The 16,093-nt window shown below is 68.8% G+C and carries 18 protein-coding genes; 15 read left to right on the forward strand and 3 right to left on the reverse strand.

Annotated features, from left to right (window positions below; genetic code table 11):
- Positions 1 to 692 precede the first annotated feature (692 nt).
- Complete coding sequence (locus H7965_RS24975; RefSeq protein WP_186773282.1) at positions 693 to 1,586, reverse strand: LysR family transcriptional regulator; 894 nt, start codon at positions 1,584 to 1,586, stop codon at positions 693 to 695.
- A gap of 128 nt (positions 1,587 to 1,714) precedes the next feature.
- On the opposite strand from H7965_RS24975, the gene H7965_RS24980 reads away from it, so the two are divergent.
- From H7965_RS24980 to H7965_RS25030, 11 genes are all read left to right on the forward strand, one after another.
- Positions 1,715 to 2,152, forward strand: a complete 438-nt coding sequence (locus H7965_RS24980) for a (R)-mandelonitrile lyase (protein ID WP_186773283.1) — start codon at positions 1,715 to 1,717, stop codon at positions 2,150 to 2,152.
- Between the two features lie 70 nt (positions 2,153 to 2,222).
- The gene (locus H7965_RS24985) at positions 2,223 to 2,990 is read left to right on the forward strand and encodes an SDR family oxidoreductase (protein WP_186773284.1); all 768 of its coding nucleotides are present in this window, start codon (positions 2,223 to 2,225) and stop codon (positions 2,988 to 2,990) included.
- 84 nt (positions 2,991 to 3,074) lie between these two features.
- Positions 3,075 to 4,178, forward strand: a complete 1,104-nt coding sequence (locus H7965_RS24990) for an alpha/beta hydrolase (protein ID WP_186773285.1) — start codon at positions 3,075 to 3,077, stop codon at positions 4,176 to 4,178.
- Positions 4,179 to 4,437: 259 nt separating this feature from the next.
- On the forward strand, positions 4,438 to 5,196 hold the full coding sequence (locus H7965_RS24995; RefSeq protein ID WP_261394378.1) for an SMP-30/gluconolactonase/LRE family protein: 759 nt from the start codon (positions 4,438 to 4,440) through the stop codon (positions 5,194 to 5,196).
- Positions 5,197 to 5,211: 15 nt separating this feature from the next.
- Positions 5,212 to 5,979: a glucose 1-dehydrogenase gene (locus tag H7965_RS25000; protein ID WP_186773287.1), complete on the forward strand. Its 768-nt coding sequence runs from the start codon at positions 5,212 to 5,214 to the stop codon at positions 5,977 to 5,979.
- A complete protein-coding gene (locus H7965_RS25005; RefSeq protein ID WP_222440803.1) occupies positions 5,979 to 6,470 on the forward strand; it encodes a cyclophilin-like fold protein in 492 nt (163 codons plus the stop codon). The genes H7965_RS25000 and H7965_RS25005 overlap by 1 nt, the downstream gene beginning before the upstream one ends.
- 272 nt (positions 6,471 to 6,742) lie before the next feature.
- Positions 6,743 to 7,546, forward strand: a complete 804-nt coding sequence (locus H7965_RS25010; RefSeq protein WP_186773288.1) for a carboxymuconolactone decarboxylase family protein — start codon at positions 6,743 to 6,745, stop codon at positions 7,544 to 7,546.
- A 25-nt stretch (positions 7,547 to 7,571) separates the two neighbouring features.
- Positions 7,572 to 8,096, forward strand: a complete 525-nt coding sequence (locus H7965_RS25015) for a (R)-mandelonitrile lyase (protein WP_186773289.1) — start codon at positions 7,572 to 7,574, stop codon at positions 8,094 to 8,096.
- A 96-nt stretch (positions 8,097 to 8,192) separates the two neighbouring features.
- Positions 8,193 to 8,654 (forward strand): (2Fe-2S)-binding protein, encoded by a 462-nt coding sequence (locus H7965_RS25020; protein ID WP_186773290.1) that lies wholly within the window; start codon positions 8,193 to 8,195, stop codon positions 8,652 to 8,654.
- Positions 8,651 to 10,942, forward strand: coding sequence for a xanthine dehydrogenase family protein molybdopterin-binding subunit (locus H7965_RS25025; protein WP_186773291.1), 2,292 nt, complete (start codon positions 8,651 to 8,653; stop codon positions 10,940 to 10,942). Before H7965_RS25020 ends, H7965_RS25025 begins: the two co-directional genes overlap by 4 nt.
- A gap of 11 nt (positions 10,943 to 10,953) precedes the next feature.
- On the forward strand, positions 10,954 to 11,340 hold the full coding sequence (locus H7965_RS25030) for a hypothetical protein (RefSeq protein ID WP_186773292.1): 387 nt from the start codon (positions 10,954 to 10,956) through the stop codon (positions 11,338 to 11,340).
- 108 nt (positions 11,341 to 11,448) lie between these two features.
- Here H7965_RS25030 and H7965_RS25035 read toward each other — a convergent pair whose 3' ends face one another.
- Both H7965_RS25035 and H7965_RS25040 read right to left on the reverse strand, forming a co-directional pair.
- Positions 11,449 to 11,844, reverse strand: coding sequence for a hypothetical protein (locus tag H7965_RS25035; protein ID WP_186773293.1), 396 nt, complete (start codon positions 11,842 to 11,844; stop codon positions 11,449 to 11,451).
- Positions 11,845 to 11,864: 20 nt separating this feature from the next.
- Positions 11,865 to 12,644, reverse strand: a complete 780-nt coding sequence (locus H7965_RS25040; protein WP_186773294.1) for an SDR family NAD(P)-dependent oxidoreductase — start codon at positions 12,642 to 12,644, stop codon at positions 11,865 to 11,867.
- Between the two features lie 350 nt (positions 12,645 to 12,994).
- Between H7965_RS25040 and H7965_RS31300 the strand changes: the two genes are divergently transcribed.
- The 4 genes from H7965_RS31300 (at position 12,995) to H7965_RS25060 (ending at position 15,766) form a co-directional block, all read left to right on the forward strand.
- Entirely contained in the window at positions 12,995 to 13,390 is a 396-nt protein-coding gene (locus H7965_RS31300; protein WP_229682781.1) for a hypothetical protein, read from the forward strand.
- A complete protein-coding gene (locus tag H7965_RS25050; protein WP_229682782.1) occupies positions 13,387 to 13,866 on the forward strand; it encodes a hypothetical protein in 480 nt (159 codons plus the stop codon). The genes H7965_RS31300 and H7965_RS25050 overlap by 4 nt, the downstream gene beginning before the upstream one ends.
- Before the next feature lie 184 nt (positions 13,867 to 14,050).
- On the forward strand, positions 14,051 to 15,262 hold the full coding sequence (locus tag H7965_RS25055) for an MFS transporter (protein WP_186773295.1): 1,212 nt from the start codon (positions 14,051 to 14,053) through the stop codon (positions 15,260 to 15,262).
- 111 nt (positions 15,263 to 15,373) lie between these two features.
- Positions 15,374 to 15,766, forward strand: coding sequence for a hypothetical protein (locus H7965_RS25060; RefSeq protein ID WP_186773296.1), 393 nt, complete (start codon positions 15,374 to 15,376; stop codon positions 15,764 to 15,766).
- Positions 15,767 to 16,093: the final 327 nt, after the last annotated feature.

Below are 16,093 nucleotides of genomic sequence, written 5' to 3' on the forward strand. Positions count from 1 at the left end.
GACCACTCCTATGACCGGTCTCGGCCGCCTCCGCCTCGATCTCCAACGCCACCTCCGCCGCATGCCGTAAAGCGACACGGCATCATCAGCAGGGCGTTTCGCAAGGTGAGGTCAGGACGACGGTTACGTCCATCTCGGCCACAGAGCCGAAAGGCCGGCGATGTAGGGCACGTGCTCCGGCATGGCCGAAGTGGGTGTCGCTGGTGAAGAAGACCGCCATGGCGCCATCCGATCCGGTCAGCCGCCGCAGTGTAGCGGGCTTGGCTGCCGCCGGTTCTGGGGCACTCTGGCGTCAGTTGGAGTAGGGATTCGCCCTCCCAGCCTCGATCGGCAGGCGATCGGAAGCGCAACTTCTGGCCGTGATGTGTCAGGTAATGCTTAGCAATATCAGTTGGTTAAACCTTGAGGGTCAAATCACCCCACCCTCAAGGTCCGGAAAGTCTCCGGCATTTCGGAGAGAAAACCCGGTCCCGTTCCGAGGTCGCACCATCAAGGTCGGCGTGGAAAACCGCAGGAAACCTGCGCCTCACAGGGCCGATCATTGGGACTGAGAATGGTTGGAAGGAGACTGACTGGAGCAGCGGTGGCAACCCAGGAACGAAATTCTCTGGGCGTTCACCGCCGATTCAAGCCGAAGGCTTGCGAGGCGATACGGTCCCTTTCAGCCACACGGCGCACGCGCGTCCGCCTCCTCAGCCCCTGTAGCGCAGCGCCTCGACCAGCAACGCGAAGGCTGGCGTCGGCTGGCGCCGGCTGGGGTAGTAGAGGTGGTATCCGGGAAAGGGCGGGCACCAGTCGGCGAGCACCCGGACGAGGCGCCCTTCAGCAATGTGCTCCTGCACCTGGTCCTCGAATACACAGGCCAGCCCTAGCCCGGCCAGGGCGGACCTGAGGAGCAACGGGGCGACGTTGAATACCAGCGGCCCCTCCACGTGCACCTTGATCTCGTGCTTTCCCTTCTGAAGCTCCCACGCGTAGAGGGAGCCGTGAGTCGGCAGGCGGATGTTGATGCAGGCGTGCTCGGTCAGGTCTTGCGGTACGTTCGGCCGCGGCCGCCGGGCGAAGTAGGACGGCGCGCCGACGACAGCCATGCGCATATCCGGCCCGATTCGCAGCGCGATCATGTCCTTGGCCACCTGCTCGCCGAAGCGTATGCCCGCGTCGTAGCGCCCGGCAACGATGTCGGTCAGGGTATTGTCGACGTCGACCTCGACCCTGATGTCCGGATAGTCCGGCAGGAGCCTCTCCAGAGCTGGCATGAGGATTGTGTCGACCGGATGCTCGCCCGCCGAGATGCGGATGGTGCCGGACGGCTTCTCGCGGAACGCGCTGAGCGCGGCCAGGGTGGCGTCGATCTGGTCGAAGGCCGGGCCTAGGGTCTGGAGCAGGCGCTCGCCCGCTTCGGTGGGCGCAACGCTACGTGTGGTGCGGGTCAGCAAACGGAGGCCGAGCCGCGCCTCAAGCCCGCGGAGGGTCTGGCTGAGGGCCGACTGCGAAACCCCGAGCTTCGCTGCCGCGCGGGTGAAGCTCCGCTCTCGGGCGACTGCGAGGAAGGCCTCGAGGTCATTGCGGTCAGTCCGCGCCATTGAGAAGCCCTGCTTATAAGCGTTTGCGGGTTTTACCGCCTAATCCCCGACTGCCGCACCCCCCACCTTCCAGCTCGAAAGTAGGCCCCCGAGGGGGGCGGGCTCTCGGCAGGTGAAGGAGAGAGGCTATGGAGATCACGCGCGCGGGCTCGCAGCCATCGGGCAAGGGACCGGCCGAGTGGTTCACCGGCACGGTACGGATCGACCCGCTGTTCAGCCCGCCCGACCCAGCCCGAGTTGCCGGTGCACTGGTTACCTTCGAGCCTGGCGCGCGGACGGCTTGGCACACGCATCCGCTCGGCCAGACGCTGATCGTGACCGCCGGCTGCGGTTGGGCGCAGCGCGAGGGCCGGCCGGTCGAGGAGATCCGTCCCGGCGACGTCGTGTGGTTCCCGCCCGGCGAGAGGCACTGGCACGGCGCCACTGCCACCACGGCCATGAGCCATATCGCGGTCCAGGAGCGGCTCAACGGCTCGCCCGTGGACTGGATGGAGCAGGTCACCGACGAGCAGTACCGCGCCGGCATGTCGCCGGGCCCGACGTGCCGGACGGCTACCGCGCCATGAACGCGCGCGAGGCGCTCAAGGTGATGATCCGGCCGTGACCGGCGCGACCCGAGGAGCAGGAGGAATAGCCATGAGCGACAACGGTAAGCCGTTCTTCGGCAGGGTCGCCTTCGTGACCGGGGCAGCGAATGGCATCGGCCGCGCCGCGGCGATCGCCTTCGCGCGCGAGGGCGCCACCGTGGTGGTCGCCGACGTCTCGGAGGAGGGCAACCGGGAAACGGTTCGCATGATCGAGCAGGCCAGCGGGCGCGCGCTCGCCGTCCGGTGCGACGTGTCACGGGCCGCGGACGTGAAGGCCGCGCTGGAGGAGGTCGCCGGGACCTTCGGCCGGCTCGACTTCGCCTTCAACAACGCCGGCGTCGAGCAGCCGGTCGCGCCCCTGACCGACATCGCGGAGGAGGAGTGGGACCGGATCGCCGGCATCAACCTCCGTGGCGTGTTCCTCTGCATGAAGCACGAGATCCCCCTGATGTTGAAGCACGGGGGCGGTGCGATCGTGAACACCTCTTCGGGCGCCGGGGTGAAGGGCTTCGCCGGCCAGGGGGCGTACTGCGCCGCGAAGTGGGGCGTGGTCGGCCTCACCAAGGCGGCGGCGCTCGACTACGCGAAGGCAAACATCCGCATCAACGCCGTCTGCCCCGGCATCATCGAGACCCCGATGATGGACCGCTTCAGCGGCGGCACGTCCGAGGGACGGGAGCGCGTGATCGCGCAGGAGCCGGTCGGGCGGATGGGCAGGCCCGAGGAGATCGCTGCGGCGGTCCTGTGGCTCTGTTCCGACGCCGCGGCCTTCACGGTCGGCGCCGCCCTCGTCGTCGATGGCGGCCAGACGGCCTGACCTCGGCCGGCACCGAATGCCGAGCCCGACCCGAATTACGAGTTCGCATCCCAACCCGCATCAACAGGTCATGGAGGTCCGACGATGAACGAGAAGCACCGGTTCCGGAATCCGGCCGAGCAACGGGGCGCCGATCCGGGACGCCGCGACCTCCTGAAGCTGACCGGAACCGGCGTCGCCGCCTTGGGCGCAGCGTCACTCATCGACGTCTCCAGTGCGAAGGCTCAGGCCATGACAGAGAATTGGGACAAGGTGTTCCCCAGGAGCGGGGACGTCGACAACCAGAAGGTCACGTTCAGGAACCGGTATGGCATCACGCTCGTGGGCGACCTGTACCTGCCCAAGGGGCACGCCACCGGGCGGCTGCCGGCGATCGCCGTCGCCGGTCCGTTCGGCGCCGTCAAGGAGCAGTCCTCCGGCCTCCATGCCCAGACCCTGGCGGAGCGCGGCTTCGCCGCACTCGCCTTCGATCCGTCCTACACCGGCGAGAGCGGCGGGGAGCCGCGCAACGTCGCGTCCCCAGACATCAACACCGAGGATTTCTGCGCCGCCGTGGACTATCTCGGCCTGCACCCTGCGGTCGACCGCGAGCGGATCGGCATCCTCGGCATCTGCGGATGGGGCGGCATGGCGCTGAACGCGGCCGCCGTCGACAAGCGCGTCAAGGCCGTCGCGACCACCACCATGTACGACATGTCCCGCGTCATGGCCCGGGGCTATAACGACAGCGTGACGCCCGAACAGCGCGCTAGGACGCTGGAGGGGCTGAGCCGGCAGCGTTGGGAAGACGCCGCAAACGGAACTCCGGCGTACCAGCCGCCCTACAACGAGCTGAAGGGCGGCGAGGCGCAGTTCTTGGTCAACTACCACGACTATTACAGGACACCACGGGGCTACCACCCGCGCGCGGTCAACTCAGGCAATGCCTGGACGATCACGACCCCCTTGTCGTTCATGAACATGCCGCTCCTGATCTACATCCAGGAGATATCGCCGCGTCCCGTCCTGCTGATCCACGGCGAGAAGGCCCATTCGCGCTACTTCAGCGAAACCGCCTACGCGGCCGCGGCGGAGCCCAAGGAACTCGTGATCGTGCCGGGGGCCAACCACACCGACCTCTACGACAAGGTGGACGTCATCCCGTTCGACAGGCTGACCGCCTTCTTCAACCGGCACCTCTCGGCGTGAGCATGGCGCCGCGAGCGCAGGGACGGCGCGGCTGGCTCTCCCTGGCCGCCGGCCTGGCGCTCGGCGTGCCCACCGGGACGCGGGCGCAAGAGTCGGGCGGGAGCCCAGTGCCGGTGCCCACGGCAGAGAGCGCGCTCCCGACGACGATCGCGGGCCAGCTGATCGCGGTGCCTGGCGCCGCGCATGACCTGGAAGGTGTGGTGTTCGACCGCGACGGTCGCCTCCTCTTCTCCGACGTCCAGGGCGAGCGCGTCCTCGTCTGGACGAGGGGAGCCGGATCATGGAGGTGGCGAAGCTGGACGGGCTGATGCCCGCCGGCTTGGCCCTCGCGCGCGATGGCCGTGTTTTCGTCGCGGCCGCCAATTGCCGAGGTGGCGGCGCAATTCTCGCCATGCAACCCGACGGCACGGGGCTGCGGACGGTCGTGCCCGAGAGTGCGGGCCTCTTTCCCAATGACCTCGTGCTCGATGCCGTCGACGGTCTCTACGTCACGGATTGCCGCGGCACGGTGGGCGATTCGTCGGGTGGGGTCTGGTACGTGCCGCCGGACGGGGCGGCGCCGGTGCCGGTGGTCCGCAACCTCGCGGTGGCAAACGGGGTCGCCCTCAGCCCGGAAGGGCGGCGGCTTTGGGTGGGGGAGTTCGCGCTCGGCCGGCTCTATCGCCTTGACCTCGTCGGTGCGACCGCCCTGGCCCCCTTCGGCGCCGTCACGGCCCATCACTTCAGTGGCCCCGCGCCGGATACCGTGCGCGTCGATGCAGAGGGCCGCGTCTACGTCGCGCTCTACGGTCAGGGCCGGGTCCTGATCCTCTCCCGCGAGGGGCTGCCGATCGGGCAGGTCCTGCTGCCCGGGCGCGATGAAGGGCGGAACCTCTCCCTCAGCAGCTTGGCCATCCGGCCCGGCAGTTGGGTGGTGGCTATCGTCTCCAGCGACGGCGGACGCGGCGGCAGCGCGACGATCTTCCGCGCGGAGGCCCTGGGCAACGGCCTCGCGCTTCGCACCCCTGACGCGGCGTAGCAAGAAAGGACAGAGATGAACCCGACCTACGACTTCAAGGACCAGGTTGCCCTCATCACCGGCGCCAGCTCCGGCATGGGGCTGGCCACCGCCAGGGCCTTCGCCGAAGCGGGCGCGGCCGTCGTGCTCGCGGACGTCAAAGAGGAGGCGGTGCAGGCGGCCGCGCGGAAGCTGGCCGCCGCCGGCCACAGGGCGATCGCCGTGACCTGCGACGTCAGCGATGACACCCAGGTCGAAGCGATGGTCGACCGCGCCGTCGCCGATTTCGGCCGCCTCGACATTGCCTTCAACAACGCAGGCGTCATGGCATCTGTCGTCCCGACCGCCGACAGCACGCTGGAAGACTGGGAGCGCGTCATCGGCGTCAACCTCCGCGGCGTGTGGAGCTGCATGAAGCACGAGTTGCGGCAGATGCAGCGCCAGGGCAGCGGCGCGATCGTCAACAACGCCTCCGTCGGCGCCTTGACCGGCAATCCCGGCATCGGCTCCTACACCGCCTCGAAGCATGGCGTGGTCGGCCTGACCCGGACGGCGGCGCTGGAGTATGTCGGGAAGGGCATCCGCGTGAACGCGGTGAATCCCGGCACGATCGACACACAGATCGCGCGCGACGTGGTGAAGGGGGACGACAAGGCCTACGCGGAGATGGTGAGCACGGTTCCCATGGGGCGCGTGGGCCAACCTGAGGAGATTGCCTCGGCCGTGCTGTGGCTGTGCAGTCCGGGCGCGAGCTACGTGGTCGGCCAGGCCGTCACCGTGGATGGCGGCTTGACGGTGCCGTGATGGTCAACCGGCACGACATCACCTGCCCCGATGGACGCTCCGCATGCAATCCCGCGATCGCCGAGAAGGACATCCCCATGCACACGCTCGTTGCAGGGGCAGCCCTCGCTGCCACGATCGCCTTCGGAGGAGCCACCATGGCGCATGAGCGCATCCGGATCACGTCGGCATGGGGCGAGGTCACGGCCGAGTTGAACGACCATGCCGCTGGGCGCGCGCTGCTGCCTATGCTGCCCCTGACGATCGAAATGCGCGATCATCTCCGGCAGGAGAAGACCGGCAATCTGCCGGGCTCCTTGCCGGAGGTCGAGCGGCAGCGAGACTTCGCCCGCGGGACCTTGGGACTGTGGGGGCCCGATCACTTCGTGATCTACTATCGCGGCGGGCGCGTGCCATCGCCCGGCATCATCGAGCTCGGCCGCCTGACGGGGGATGTCGGAATCTTCGACCGCCCGGGGCCGGTAGAGGTCAGGACCGAGAGATTACCGTGACGTCGTTCGAGCGGACTCCCGTCTGCCCGATGCATCGTCACCGGGGCCGGAGCCGGGCGGCTTGCGGCGCCATGCCTGAGCAGGAATGAGGCCGCCTGCCTGTCACGCGATCGCTGCCGCTCGATCCGCTTGCAGGCCGTCTCGTCGCCTCTCCGGACGTCAACACCGAGGGCTTCGCCGGCGAGGCCCGGTCACCGGATCACCGATGATGTCGCCTCGGCGGAGGTGCGGGACAACTCGCGGCATCACGTCGCACGACCCAGGAGGATCGCATGAAAAAGACGCTGTTCGCCGCGACGGTCGCGTCGCTTGCCCTAATCACCCCAGCCCTGGCCCAGATCACCGGAGCGAACACGGTGTCGAGCACGAGTGCCCTCCCGTCGGCGCTGACGCGCGACGAGGTGCGGAGCGTCGCCCCGGCTCTCGAGCGCTACGGGCGGGAAACCCTCCTGGACCGGCTGTGGCGGCGCCCTGACCTCTCGCCGCGGGACCGCAGCCTCGTCACCCTCGCGGCGCTGATCGCGCGGGGCCAGGCGGCCGAACTGCCCACCTACGTGAACCTCGCGCTCGACAGCGGCGTAAAGCCCAGCGAGGTCTCCGAGGTCGTCACGCACCTCGCCTTCTACGCCGGCTGGGGCAACGCCATGGCGGCGGTCGCGGCCGTGCGGGAAATCTTCGCGGCGCGCGGGATCGAGGCCGATCAGCTCCCCGCTGCCTCGCCGCCGCTGCTCCCGCTCGACGAGGCGGGGGAGGCGCAGCGCGCGGCCGGGGTGGCCCAGAGCGTCCGCCCGGTCGCCCCGGGCCTGGACGAGTTCACGACCGACGTCCTGTTCCGCGATCTCTGGCTGCGCCCGGACCTCGCGCCAAGGGATCGGAGCCTCGTCACGGTCAGCGCCCTGATCACCGCCGGCCACGTGGCCCAACTTCCCTTCCACCTGAACCGGGCAATGGATCATGGCCTGACCCGCGCGCAGGCATCGGAGGTCGTGGCGCACCTCGCCTTCTACGCCGGATGGCCCAACGCCTTCTCGGCCGTGCCGGTCGTGAAGGGTGTCCTCGAAGGCCGCCCGGGCTGACCCACCCGATCAAGGGAGCATCGTGATGACGCGAATTGGCATTCTGGCCGTGACCATGTCACTGCTCCTGCCCGAGGGGGCGCGAGCAAACACTGCCGTGCCGGCCCAGGCGGCCAGCCCGCTTTCGGCCGCAGCAGCACAAGGACAAGGCGGGCTCCGGATTTCACGCGCGGGCGCGCAGCCCTCGGCGAGGGGCCCGGCGGATCAGTTCACCGGCTCCGTCCGCGTCGACATGCTCTTCCAGGCCACGGCGCCATCGCGCATGTCCGGCGGCAATGTTACCTTCGAGCCCGGTGCCCGTTCCAATTGGCACACGCACCCGGTCGGCCAAATTCTCGTTGTGACCACTGGAGTGGGCTGGGTGCAGCGCGAGGGCGGCCCGGTCGAGGAGATGCGGCCGGGCGACGTGATCTGGATTCCACCAGGATTGAAGCACTGGCACGGCGCCGCGGCGACGACCGGCGTGACGCACATTGCCCTCACCAAAGCCGTGAACAGCCAGGCGGTGACTTGGCTGGAGCCGGTTTCGGACGAGCAGTACCGTCGATGAAATCGATCTTCGACTTCAACGGCAAAGTTGCCGAGCCGTATTTATTGAAGATCCTTTGCTGCCCGGCGTCAATTTTCTAGATGAAGGAGTGTGGCAATGGCGACCATCAAGGTGAATGGGACCGAGCATCGCTTCGACGGTGACCCGGATACCCCGCTGCTTTGGGTTCTCCGCGACGAGCTTGGTCTGACCGGCACGAAATACGGCTGCGGCATTGCCCAGTGCGGCGTCTGCACGGTGCATGTGGACGGCACCGCATCGCGCGCCTGCATAACGCCCGTCTCGGCGGTTGAGGGACGCGCCGTGACGACGATCGAGGGGCTTTCCGCGGATGGCGACCACCCGCTGCAGGTCGCCTGGCGCGCGCTGAACGTCTCCCAATGTGGCTACTGCCAGACCGGCCAGATCATGCAGGCGGCAGACCTGCTCGGCAGCGTTCCAAACCCCACCGATGCGGACATCGATGCGGCCATGCAGGGCAATCTCTGCCGATGCGGCACCTACACGCGGGTCCGCGCCGCCATCAAGCAGGCCGCGGCGCAGGGAGGCAGCCGATGAGCACCTCTCGGTCCGGTTTTGAGAATGTCAGCCGGCGCGGGTTGCTCGTCGGCGCTGCCGCGGGCGGGCTGGTGCTGGCGCTGCGGCTGCCCGGGCAGGCGCAGACCGCGGCGCCAAAATTTGGCGCCGATGGCATGCCGAATGGCTGGCGCGACGACCCGCGCATCTTCGTCGCCATCGCCCCGGATGGCATAGTCACGGTGACCTGCCACCGCTCGGAAATGGGACAGGGCGTGCGCACCTCCATCGCCATGGTCGTGGCCGAGGAGCTGGAAGCCGACTGGTCCCGCGTGCGCATCGCCCAGGCCGACGGTGACGAGGAGCGCTACGGTAACCAGGACACCGACGGCTCCCGCAGCCTGCGCCACTTCCTGCTGCCCTTGCGCCGGGCCGGGGCCGGCGCGCGCACCATGCTGGAAGCGGCCGCGGCCGCGCGATGGGGCGTGCCGGCGGCCGAATGCCAGGCACGGGACCATGTCGTCACGCATGCCGCCAGCGGCCGCAGCGCAGGCTATGGCGAGCTCGCCGAGGCGGCGGCCGCGCTGCCGGTGCCGGACCGCGAGGCGCTGCGGTTGAAGGACCCCTCCACCTTCCGGTTGATCGGCCAGGACCGGCTGGTGGAGCTGATCGACAACCGCGACATCACCACCGGCAAGGCCGTCTATGGCATCGACGCGACGCTGCCCGGCATGCTGCACGCCGTCGTCGCGCGCCCGCCGGTCTATGGGGGCCGCGTCGTTTCGGTAGACGACACCGAGGCGCTGAAGGTGCCCGGCGTGCTGCGGACGCTGCGCATCGAGACACCCGGCATGCCCTCCGAGTTCCAGCCCGTGGGTGGCGTCGCCGTGATCGCGCGCAACACCTGGGCGGCGATGAAGGGGCGCGAGGCGCTGAAGATCACCTGGGAGGACGGGCCCAACGCCGTCTATTCCTCCGACAGCTATCGCGAGATGCTGCAGCGCGGCGTCCGCAACCCGGCGAAGGCTGTACGGGAACAGGGTGACGTCGATGCGGCTCTGCGCACGGCCGCGACACGTGTCGAGGCCGAGTACTACATCCCGCACCTCGCACAGTCCCCGCTGGAGCCGCCGGCGGCGCTGGTCCGCATCCGGGATGGCAGGGCAGAGTGCTGGGCCTGCACCCAGGCGCCGCAGGTGACGCGTTTGCGCCTGGCGCAAAAGCTCGGGCTTCAGCCAGAGAATGTGACGGTCCATGTCACGCTGCTCGGCGGCGGCTTCGGCCGCAAATCGAAGCCCGACTTCGTGCTGGAGGCGGGGCTTTGCAGCCAGGCGATGGATGGTGCGCCGGTGAAGCTCACCTGGACGCGCGAGGACGACCTGCACAATGGCTACTACCACACCGTCTCGATGCAGCGGCTTGAGGCGGGGCTGGATGCCGGCGGCAAGCCGGTCGCCTGGCTGCACCGCAGCGCCGCCCCAACCATCGGCGCGATCTTCGCGCCCGACCCGAAGGTGCAACTGCCCTTCGAGCTCGGCATGGGCTTCCTCAACGCGCCCTTCGCCATCCCAAACATGCGCATGGAGAATCCGGAGGCACCGGCGCATGTGCGTATCGGCTGGTTCCGCTCGGTCTCCAATGTGCCGCACGCCTTTGCCGTGCAGTCCTTCATTGCGGAGATGGCGCATGCCGCCGGACGCGACCCGAAGGACTACCTGCTGGAGGTGATCGGCCCCGCGCGCATTATCGACCCGACCGAGATCGGCGACGCCTGGAACCACGGCGAGGACCCGAGGACCTACCCGATCGACACCGGCCGGCTGCGCCGGGTGGTGGAGCGCGCGGCGTCCGAGATCGGCTGGGGGCGGCAGATGCCGCGCGGCAGGGGGCTTGGCATCGCGGGTCACTACAGCTTCTGCAGCTACGTCGCCGTGGCAGCGGAGGTCGAGGTGGACGACCGGGGGACCATGAGGATCCCGCGCGTCGACATCGCGATCGACTGCGGGCCGCTGGTCAATGTGGATCGCGTTAGGTCGCAGATGGAGGGCGCGGTCGTCTTCGCCACCGGCCTCGCCACCTCGGCGGAGATCTCGTTTCGCAATGGGCGTGCCGAGCAGGCCAACCTCGACAGCTACGAGCTCACGCGCATCGACAGCGCACCGCGCGAGATCCGCGTCCATCTTCTGCCGAGCCGCGACTACGATCAGCCGCTGGGTGGCGTGGGCGAGCCTGGCGTGCCGCCGGTGGCGCCGGCCTTGGCCAACGCCGTCTTCGCTGCCACCGGCAAGCGCATCCGTCGCCTGCCGATCCGTGACCAGTTGACCTCGTGAGGGTGGATCGCATGCGGAGCATTATCATGGCCGGTGCATGCCTCGCGCTGGCAAGCCCGGCACTGGCTTCTCCCTGTGGCGAGCGCATCGCCGCCCTGGATGCCAGGCTGGATGCGGCGACAAGGAGCAGCGTGGCTGCATCCTCGGCTGGCCAGGGCGTCGCCGCAGCCCGGGAGGGGCGAGCCGCGCAGGACGGCGCCGGCCCGACCGTGCCCTTCCAGGAGACGGGACGGGAGGAGGACGCAACGCACCGTGCCGCGCAGGCCGGTGGTGGCGGCAGCGTGTCAGAGGCGCGCGCCGCGCTGAACCGCGCGCGCACTGCGGAAGGTCGAGCGGACGAGGCCGCGTGCATGCGTGAGGTGGACGAGGTGGAGCGCTTGCTCGCCACGCCGCGCTGAGGCGAGTGTTCGGCGGCCGCGGCGTTCGGCGTGTGAAATAGCGCACGACCGTGACCTCCCCAGCCGCATAGCATGGGCCGTCTCCTGACCGCAACACGAGCTGCTGCGTCACGGCAGGCGCCGCTTTGACACGCCCACCGACAGCGTCGCCGCCGCCAAGTCGAACGTCGCCGCGGAGATGTTCCGCGCCATGACCCGCACCGTGTTGTTCGACCACACGGCAGCGTCGAGCTCGACGAAGCGCGTCGACGAAACGAGCGACGCCGATGCCATGTCGCCGGCCCGCGCCCCGTTCACCGTGAGGTCGATCAGCGACGTCGCCCCCGGTGCCAGGCTCGGCAGATCCCAGGACACCTCGGCCGCGAACTCGCGCCGGCCCGAGCCGGACAGCAGCCCCGAGAGCAGCGACGTGCCGTTCAGCACGGCGGGCGCCGCCTCCGGCAGGCCGTAGACGCGCAGCGCCTGCAGGTCATCGGCCCGTCGAAGCCGACGCTGCCGACCCAACTAACGGCCTGCTCTGGCTCTCAGGCTGTGGTGCCCCCGTCGACCGGCAATGCCGCACCGGTGATGAAGGACGCCTCATCCGAAAGCAGGAACAGCGCAGCGTTCGCGATCTCCTCGGGCCGAGCGGACCGATTAATCGGATTGGCTGCACCGCGTTTCCTGACCAGCTCTTCCACGTCATTGCCTTGCGTGGATGCCTGATCCGGGCGAGCGACGAAGACGCGCAGCATCGGCGTGTCCACGCTCCCCGGGCAGACCGCATTTGCCCGAATGCCTTCCGGCGCGAGCCGTTTCGCCAGGGACCTCACGAAACCCACCACGCCGAACTTCACCGCTGAATAGACCGGGCTGAACACCGAGCCTTGCAGGCCGGAGGTAGAGGCGGTGAACAACAGGCTGCCACCGCCGCGGGCGCGCATCTGCGGGATCGCCGCTTCAGTGGTCACCAGCACGGTCCGCAGGTTGAGGTCGATCGCCAACTCGAAATCGGCCATATTGATCCCCTCCACCGCAGCAGGACCTGGATGGCCGACATGGTTCCATGCGAAGTCCAGGCCACCAAAGGCAGAAGCCGTTTGCAGCACGATGTGCCGGGCAAACTCGTCCTCGCGCAAGTCCCCTACGATGCCGATCGCCTTGCCGCCGGCCGCCTTGATCTCTTCGACCACCTGCGCCACGCCGGCTGCATCGCGGTCCACCACGCCGACCGAGGCACCCTCGCGCGCAAAGCGGAGTGCCCCTGCACGCCCCATCCCTGAGGCCGCCGCGGTCACCAATCCGACCTTGTTCTGCATGCGCATATCGTCGTCTCCTCCGGCGCTGTTGTTTCGGCCGGTTGCCGCCCGGCGCCGATTTACGTAACACACGACGCATCGTGCCTCGATGGCTGCGGAAGCCAAATCCGGTTCGAGGCTGCCGAAGTACGAATCAATCCTTGGCGCGATGCCGGAGGACCGTGCGTATCGTCCCAATCCTGATGCACCGGCGAAGTCAGCAGCGTCGGTCCATTTTGTGCTTGGCTTGAGGGCGGAACAGAGCAAATAGCCTGATGCGCGCCAGAATGAAGGAGGCGCGTCGCCCCGACTGGCTCATCGGCGGGGCTTGGGCTCGTAGGACCTGGCTGATCGGGTCCTGCACCAGGAGCCCGACCATGACCCTCTCCGACACCCAGCGGCAGATCCTCACCGCCGCCACGCAGCATGAAGCGCGGCTCGCCACGGCCCCTCGCGGTCTGCCCGCCGCCGCCCGCAACGCGGTGTTCCGCAGCATGCTGAAGCACGGCCTGCTGACTGAGGTCCCGGCGCCGACGGAATACGTCGGCCTCGGCTGGCGGCAGGACGAGGCTGGAGCCTGGATCGCGTTGCGCCTCGACCCGCTGTGGGAGCAGCTATTCCCAGCCGAACAGGCGCGGATTGTGCGGTCGCTGGTAGAGAGGGTGGTGGTCGGCCCGGCCGGCGCTGACATTCGGCTCCGGGTGGAAGGCTTGGCCAGTCTGGTCCGGGACCTCACGGCCATCGCGCCCGATGCGTTGAGAGCGGCGGCATGACGACCGCGACCAGCATCACGGTTCGGGTGCCACTGACGATCCGGCGTCGGCCGGGGCGGAAGACGGTGGTGACGCCGGCTCGGGACGGCGCTGAGCCGGTGGTGAGGACAGGCGCCGACCCTGCGCTCCTGAAGGCCCTGGCGCGGGCGTTCCGGTACCAGCGGATGCTGGACGAGGAGCGCTACGCCTCGATCAGCGAGATGGCAGCCGGCGAGCGGATCGAGCGGGGCTACCTCGGAACCCTCCTGCGCCTGACCCTCCTGGCACCGAACATCGTCGACGCCATCCTCGGTGGGCATCAGCCGGAGGGTCTGGGTTTGCTCAGGCTGCTGACGCCGGTCTCGTTGATCTGGGCGGAGCAGCGAAGGGCGCTCTCCGCCGTAGGCGTAACCAACGGCAGCTGCGGTGCCCGTAGACCGCTGAGGGTGGGAACTGCTCCTTCAGTGGCTGAACCTGTTCCGCAAGCGACCGATTAAGATACGCGCCGCTCCGGCGCCGCGCGGCAGGCCAGCAGGTTGCGGCAGAGGGGCACCACCCACGACTGCGCCGCGCAGGCCGCATGCAATAGGGCCGCTTGCGTCGTGACCACGATCTGGGACGATGGGGACCGCAGCAGGGCCCGGGGCTGGCCGGCATAGGCTCCGCGGGAGGAAGACGCGAATGGAACGATACTATGGCTGGGTCATCGTCGCCATCGGGGCGTTGATGGGCTGCATCGGCATGGGGTCGTTGTTCTCCCTCGCCGTCTTCCTCGACCCCATCGCAACCGGGACGGGCTGGTCGCGCGCCGGGATCTCCGCCTCGATGACGGTCGCCTTCCTCGCGATGGGTGTCGGCTCCTTTGGCTGGGGCTGGATCAGCGACCGCCACGGTCCGCGAATCGTCGGCATCGCTGGCGGCCTGATGCTAGGCACTGGGCTGGTGCTGGCCAGCCGGGCGACGAGCCTGCTGGCCTTCCAGCTCGCCTACGGCCTGTTCCTCGGGGCGGCGGTCGGCGCCTTCTTCGCGCCCATGATGGCGACGGCTAGCGGTTGGTTCGACCGGCATCGCGCGCTCGCCGTCTCCCTCGTCTCCGCCGGGCTTGGCATGGCGCCGGTAACCGTCGCGCCCTTCGCGCAATGGCTGCTGCTGTCCGGCCACGACTGGCGCACCGCGCAGCTCGTGATCGGGCTTGTCGCCTGGGCGGTCCTGCTGCCGGCCGCTCTGCTGCTGCGCCGCCCGCCGGCGATGGCCCCGCCCGCCACAGTAGCCGGCCTCCCAGCGGGCGAAGGCTTTACCGCGCGCCAGGCCCTGGGCACCCGGCAGTTCGTGGTGCTCGCGGCGACCTTCTTCGCCTGCTGCCTCGCGCATTCCGGGCCGATCTTCCACGTGGTGAGCTATGCCGTGGTCTGCGGCCTGTCCTCCATGGCCGCTGTCAGCGTCTACAGCCTGCAGGGCTTGGCAGGGCTCGGCGGGCGCCTGCTGCTGGGCGTACTCGCCGATCGCCATGGCGCCAAGCCGGTGCTGATCGGAGGGTTGCTGCTGCAGGCGCTGGCAATCGGGGCCTTCCTCCCGGCCCGCAGCCTTGGGGAGTTCTACGCCGTCGCCGCGGTGTTCGGCCTCGCCTATGGCGGAGTGATGCCACTCTATGCGGTGCTGGCGCGCGACTACTTCGGTCCTCGCATCATGGGCACGGTGTTCGGCGCTGCGACCATGGTCTCCTGCCTTGGCATGGCGGCAGGTCCGGCGGTCGGCGGCTGGATCTTCGACCGCTTCGGCAGCTACGCGGGGATGCACTTCAGCTCCCTGGCGATCGGGCTTGGGGCCGTAGCGATCGCCTTCACCTTCCCACCGCTGCCCCGGATGCGGTCTGAGCGCCTCAAGCCGGCGTAGCGCGCCAGCAGGGGCCGATGGCGGCGAGCGCCTGGACCAAACGGGCGGTCCGCTAGGTTGGGTCGACAGCCGGCCGCCAGATCGCCTGGGTGCACCGAGGGCGGCGCGACCATGGCGACGAGCATCACTGTTCGGGTGCCGCTGACCATCCGGCGGCGGCCAGGGCGGAAGACAGTGGTGACGCTGATCTCGCAGGAGGGGCAGCCGGCCATTCCCACCCGCGCTGATCCGGCGCTGGTGAAGGCGCTGGCGCGGGCGTTCCGGTACCAGCGAATGCTGGATGAGGGGCGCTACGCCTCGATCAGCGAGATGGCTGCCGGCGAGCGCATCGAGCGGGGCTACCTCGGGACACTGCTGCGGCTGACGCTGATGGCGCCGAATATCGTGGAGGCGATCTTGGACGGGCGGCGACCGGACGACCTTAGCCTCCCGCGACTGCTACAGCCGTTCCCGTGGAACTGGTCGGAGCAGCCACCCGCACTGGATCGCGGACAGCGGATGTGAATTTGTCGTAGTGCCCACTGATCGGTGCGGGCCGTTAGCGGCTGTAGATAGCTCGCGCCTCCGATGTCCGCTCTGCGCCCATCTCGGTCGTCAGCCATCCAAGATTGCCTCCCCTGAAGCGGACATAACCGGGTCAGGGGCGCTACTGGTCGACATAGACTGGGAAGCGAGCATCGATCCAGCGCCTCCCTACGAGCTAGCCCGGATCATTCACGTGGGCTGACGGGCATGGTGCAAGCCGCTGACCGGCAATAGATTTCGGCTGCGACACTCGAAACCAGCCGTTTGCGGAGACCATGCCCGCCAAGGTTGAACCTACGCCGCCCC

Origin of the sequence: Siccirubricoccus deserti (assembly GCF_014283215.1) — a bacterium.
Taxonomy (GTDB): domain Bacteria; phylum Pseudomonadota; class Alphaproteobacteria; order Acetobacterales; family Acetobacteraceae; genus Siccirubricoccus; species Siccirubricoccus deserti.